This window comes from Nocardia sp. NPDC051756 (assembly GCF_040681495.1).
Classification (GTDB): Bacteria; Actinomycetota; Actinomycetes; order Mycobacteriales; family Mycobacteriaceae; genus Nocardia.
In genome coordinates, this window is sequence record NZ_JBFAYV010000030.1 from 1 (window position 1) to 4,827 (window position 4,827).

Sequence of the window (4,827 nt, forward strand, 5' to 3'; positions counted from 1 at the left end):
GAGGCGGGCTTCGACGACGGTGCGGGACACACCGCTCTCGTCTACGCCATCGCGCCGGCCAAGGTGCTCGCCTTCGGCAAGGGGGAGCCGTTCAGTGTCCCGTTTTTTACGTAACCAAATATCCAAGGTTAAACCATCTGCATCGATGGCTCGATACAAATAATGCCATTTTCCTTTAATTTTGATGTACGTTTCATCCATTTTCCATGAATAAAAGGATTTTTTATTTTTCTTTTTCCAAAGATGATAGAGGACTTTACCGTATTCTTGTACCCAACGATAAATCGTCGTATGAGAAACGTTAATGCCACGATCATATAAGATTTCTTGAACTTCACGATAGCTAAGGTTATAACGAAGATAGTAGCCCACGGCTACAATAATCACATCCTGCTGAAATTGCTTTCCTTTAAAATGATTCATCGTCATTCCTCCTGCTATCTTTTTCTATTATTCTACCTTATTTGATAGTAGATTTAAAACTTTGCAACAGAACCCTATATTCGTTACAATGGTTATGGGAAGTTTTTCAAAAGGTTAAGAAAAGCTTACGGGGGTTTTTGAAATCAAAAAGTAGTAGGGGACGATAAAATGAAACATACACACAAAATCATATTGGCTGTCACTTCTGTATGCACTGTTATTATTCTAGGTGTAAGTATCTTTTTTGTTACACAAGCAGTAACAAACAATAAATTAGAAAACACTAGTCAAACAACTCAACACTCAAGCAGCAGCTCAAAACCTGTTGAAGATAAACAAACGACGAAACAGCTTGATCAAGCAAAACAGCTTGCTGCAAGTTATCATTATGATGAAGCCATCGCCTTACTTGAAAAAGACGACGCCAAAGAAGCGCAACAATTGTTAGCAACTTTGAAAAAAGAAAAAGAATCCTTGGTAAAATGGGAAGACCCGACCAAAATCTCACACGTCTTCTTTCATAGTCTGATTGTTGATCCAGTTAAGGCTTTTCATACCCAGCAAGCACAAGGGTATAAAGATTATATGGTCACTATTTCCGAATTCAATAAAACCATTGATCAGTTATATAAAAATAACTATGTTCTTGTTAATCTAAATGGATTAGTCAAAAAAGGAACAGATGGAAAACTGACCTTTACAGGTGTTTCTCTTCCAGAAGGAAAGAAACCGTTAATTCTTTCGCAAGACGATGTCAGCTATTATGAATACATGGACAATTCAGGATTTCCAAGTAAGTTGATTGTCGATAAACAGAACCAAATCAAGAATATTTATATCGACAATAAGAAGGAAACTGTTGGTGACTATGATATGGTTCCATTGATCGATTCATTCATTAAAAAACATCCCGATTTTTCTTATCAAGGCGCCAAAGGAACATTAGCTTTAACAGGCTATAATGGTGTATTAGGTTACCGTACATCAAAATCAGAATATGGTGATAACGAAAAAACAAACAAAGAAATCGAAGCAGCCAAAAAAGTTGCTGATCAATTAAAGAAAGATGGTTGGAGTTTTGCTTCTCATACTTGGGGACACTTGAATATGACACAAGCTTCTTTAGCCGATATCCAACAAGATAATGAACGTTGGCAAAATGAAGTTGCACCTATTTTAGGCAAAACAAATATTTTGATCTACCCATTTGGCGCTGACATCAGCGATTGGCAACCTTATTCTGAAGCAAATCAAAAATTTGCTTACTTGAAACAACAAGGATTTGATATCTTCTGCAATGTCGATGCCTCAACTCCTGCATGGGGACAACTAGGAACTGACTACTACCGTAACGCCAGAATCAATATTGACGGTATCCGTTTCGAAGCTGACCTAAAAGGAGAAAATCCAATACTTGATCAATTTATCAACGTCAAAGAAGTGTATGACCAAAAAGATCGAGGATAGAGGTTGTGAAAGAAGCGTCCAGCTCCGCCGACAATAAGTAGGAATTAACTATCTAGGAACGCATACCATGCGTAAAACAGGCGCTTATAAGGTCTATACGCAGTCAAACTATAATATTGGTTTAGTGATGAATTTATTAAACCATTCAAGTGAAGCCATGACCTTAACGTATCTTGGATTAGATCAAGCTAGTCGAGAAACGATGTTAGACCAAATTGATTTTGGGTAATGAATGTTTAGAACTTAGTAGTCGTCCAAAAACGACTACTTTTTTTGTTGAATCGTCCTTGGACGATTCGATGCTTTTGACTTGTAAGAACAGAATTGAATGAAGCCATACTGTTCGCATATTTTTAGTGGATGAACAAACAAAATACGAGAGATTTTTTGTTCGTTCATCCAAAAAGAGGGACGATTTCGGAAGAAGAAAATCGTCCCTCTTTTTCTTCTTTTTGTATGACAAAAAGAAAGATCTTTTGCCCATTTTATTTTTATAAAATGGGTAGGTGGCGTTTGCGTAAAGCAAATCGACACAATCCAAAGGGGATAAAAGGGGAAAGTGAAACTTCCCCCTTTTCAAGCCACATTGTAATACAAGAACGAAGTAATTTGTATTACAATGTGATAGCTTGCAGTATTTATGGTTTTATATTTGCTATTTTGTTATAATGATTGTAACCGAATAGGGCGCAATGCTTATTACAAAATCAATGACAAAGGGCGATTGAGGAATGAGCGCTGGGGCATTTTATCTTTGAGGAGGCTATTTATGGATCAGAAAGAAGTATCACAAATTGAAACAAAGACTCACTCATTTAAGAGACGCTACTAGCATGAAATTTTGTTGTTGCGATAAGCAACTTCTGATACACGATTTTTAGCCATTACATCACTCGTTTTTAGAGTGATGTGTAAGTGCGCATTGCACTCTTTTTTTACGAAACAAGCCGACCAGCGTTTGAAACTTTTTAGTTTTTCATCATTCTATTTTAAAACGCTCTAAAACTCGATTTAAGCGACTTTAATTCGAAACTGTCTATTTGTTCAAAGGGAACATTAAGAATGCTTAAACGAGCTTTTAAGTGGGTTTAAAGTGATTTTGAATTGAATAGCTTGTTTTAAGTTGTAAAAAAACAAGTTAAACAAAGTATAGGTTTTCCATTTAAGGGTTGTTAGGGCTTGCCCTGACCGTCTGTAAGACGCTTGATTGCAAAGTATGAGTATTTAGCTAGTCAAATAGTTAAAACAGCGTATACGAGCAATTAGAGGGAATCCAAGAAAGTCCTAAGAGAGGGTTTGATCTTTTCTTTTAGCGAGTGCGAGTGAACGCTGCAAGTAAAATGTGAGCGTGGTTTTCGCTCACTCCTTTTTTTGATGATTTTGACTTTGGATTTTACATTTTTGAAAAAAATAAAAAATAGGCGAAGCCTATATATATATTTATCTTATATATTTTAATCTTTTAATCTTTTGCGTCAAAAAAAAGTGAGTGTTTTCAAGGGTTTATAGAATTATATAAGTACAAAAAACTATGTACATAAGTACTTTTTTGTTAGGTAAGTACTTATGTTGTGGTATAATAAAAGCATGAAGAACAATTCTTTGGTCAGATTTTCTTCATGCCTATCTAAAATCACTCACAAAGGAGCAGTTTTCTATGACTAGTATACCAAAAAATGAACAAAATCAGAAGCAGGTGCAAATCTTGAACGAATTATCAAAACGTAAAGTGGTCGAGCATAATTCTTTAATCACATCTATTGCCAAAATGGATAAAACCCCACTGAAAATGTTTGAATTAGCCGTATCGTGCATTGATACAGAAGAACCACCAAAAGATCATACGGTTTATTTGTCAAAAGCAGAACTGTTTGCCTTTTTTAAAGTGGACGACAGCAATAAACACACACGTTTTAAACAGGCAGTCGAGAATATGCAGAAACAAGCCTTTTTCAAAATTAAAGAAAAAAAAGAACATGGATTTGAATTTGAAAATATTGTGCCGATTCCCTATGTTAAGTGGACGGATTATCATGATGAGGTAACGATCCGATTTAGTCCTGAAATTATGCCGTATTTAATCAATTTAAAACAAAATTTCACGCAACACGCTTTGTCTGATCTTGCAGAACTCAATAGCAAGTATTCCATTATCTTGTATCGCTGGTTATCTATGAATTATAACCAGTACGAGCATTATAGTTACAAGGGCGGGCGCCGAGAAGAACAAGTGGAAGCCTACCGCAATCCTTCAATTTCCATGCGAGAATTACGAGAAATGACGGACACGGTCAATGAATACAAATTATTCACTAACTTTAGCAAGAAAGTTTTAGATAAACCCCTTGAAGAAATCAATGATCGGACCTCATTTAATATTGCCTATGAGAAAGTGAAAAAAGGTAAAAGCATTGATTCTATTGTCTTTCATATCACGAAAAAACGTCGAGCAGACGATAACAGTTATAAGCTAGAGGACAAGACCTACAAGGAAGCGAAAGCCGAAAAAGAATTATCAAACCAAACACTTGCAGGTAAAGCGTTAGAAAGTAGATATACAAGGTTATTGCTTGAAAATTTCCTTTTATCGCCTTATGAAATGACAGATACATCACTTATGGCTGGCTTGCAAAAAAATGTTTATCCAAAGTATGACGAACTCAAAACATTACGAGGACTTGAGGGGGTCAAAAAGCACCTCTCATACGTTCGTGAGAAGCAAGAACCTTATTCAAAAGGGAACGTTGCAAAGTATCTTAAAAAGGCAGTTGATCAGTATTTGCCAACTGTGAAATTACAAGACCTTGACCAACCAGAACGTGCAAGTGTTCGAGGTAAAGGAGCAAGCCATGAGTGAGAATCTAAAAACGATCAAAGAGCTTGCGGATGAGTTGGGTGTATCAAAAAAGAAAATTCATTATCAAGTATCTAAATTAG

At 36.0% G+C, this 4,827-nt stretch carries 3 protein-coding genes; 2 read left to right on the forward strand and 1 reads right to left on the reverse strand.

What is annotated here, in order from left to right; all coding sequences use genetic code 11:
- Nucleotides 1–423: IS6 family transposase (locus tag AB0M22_RS45515; protein WP_364740287.1), on the reverse strand; the 423-nt coding region annotated here is incomplete at its 3' end.
- Nucleotides 424–591: 168 nt separating this feature from the next.
- Here AB0M22_RS45515 and AB0M22_RS45520 point away from each other — a divergent pair.
- Both AB0M22_RS45520 and AB0M22_RS45525 read left to right on the forward strand, forming a co-directional pair.
- A complete protein-coding gene (locus tag AB0M22_RS45520; RefSeq protein ID WP_364740283.1) occupies nt 592–1,890 on the forward strand; it encodes a polysaccharide deacetylase family protein in 1,299 nt (432 codons plus the stop codon).
- 1,657 nt (nt 1,891–3,547) lie between these two features.
- The gene (locus AB0M22_RS45525; protein ID WP_063283645.1) at nt 3,548–4,747 is read left to right on the forward strand and encodes a RepB family plasmid replication initiator protein; all 1,200 of its coding nucleotides are present in this window, start codon (nt 3,548–3,550) and stop codon (nt 4,745–4,747) included.
- Nucleotides 4,748–4,827: the final 80 nt, after the last annotated feature.

Coding starts and splice junctions, on each gene's coding strand:
- AB0M22_RS45520 (WP_364740283.1), top strand. CDS start 592: ATGAAACATACACACAAAATCATATTGGCTGTCACTTCTGTATGCACT.
- AB0M22_RS45525 (WP_063283645.1), top strand. CDS start 3,548: ATGACTAGTATACCAAAAAATGAACAAAATCAGAAGCAGGTGCAAATC.